This is a genomic window from Burkholderia sp. 3C, from assembly GCF_054589155.1.
Genome location: NZ_BAAILN010000163.1, coordinates 1 through 485, shown reverse-complemented (window position 1 = coordinate 485; position 485 = coordinate 1). Strand labels below are relative to the sequence as shown.

General features: G+C 65.8%; 1 protein-coding gene. It reads left to right on the top strand.

Translation table 11 applies throughout. The features are described 5' to 3' along the window. The first annotated feature begins 63 nt into the window (after positions 1 to 63). Positions 64 to 375, top strand: coding sequence for a BufA1 family periplasmic bufferin-type metallophore (locus tag ACYP33_RS34915; RefSeq protein ID WP_414447149.1), 312 nt, complete (start codon positions 64 to 66; stop codon positions 373 to 375). The last annotated feature ends 110 nt before the right edge of the window (positions 376 to 485 follow it).

The following is a 485-nucleotide window of genomic DNA, read 5'->3' as shown; positions in this document are numbered from 1 at the left end:
GGAGGCAGCGAATTGATGAGCGTACCCAATGTGGGTGCGCCCACTTCAAATCCGGAGAACCTCATGTCCACGAATACCAAGATCACGTCCGCCCTGCTCGCCGGTGCCGTCGCCAGCCTGCTCGCTTCGGTTGCGCATGCCGCCCCGCTGACCAAGGCCGAAGCCGGCGCAGCCGTCGCCGCTCACAAGGAGCAATGCTACGGCGTCGCGCTCAAAGGCCAGAACGATTGCGCGGCCGGCCCGGGCACGACGTGTCAAGGCACGTCGACGGTCGATTTCCAGGGCAATTCGTGGAAGTTCGTGCAAGGCGGCACCTGCGCCAACATCCAGGTGCCGGGCGGTGGCCACGGCTCGCTGACGCCGATGAAGTCCTGACCCACCCAGCCCATCAGAGGAGCGGGGATGGCGCCTGACCATCCCCGGTTAGCGATGACGGAATTCCCCCCGCTTGCCGGCGTCAGCTTCAAGCACGACCATCTCGCCGC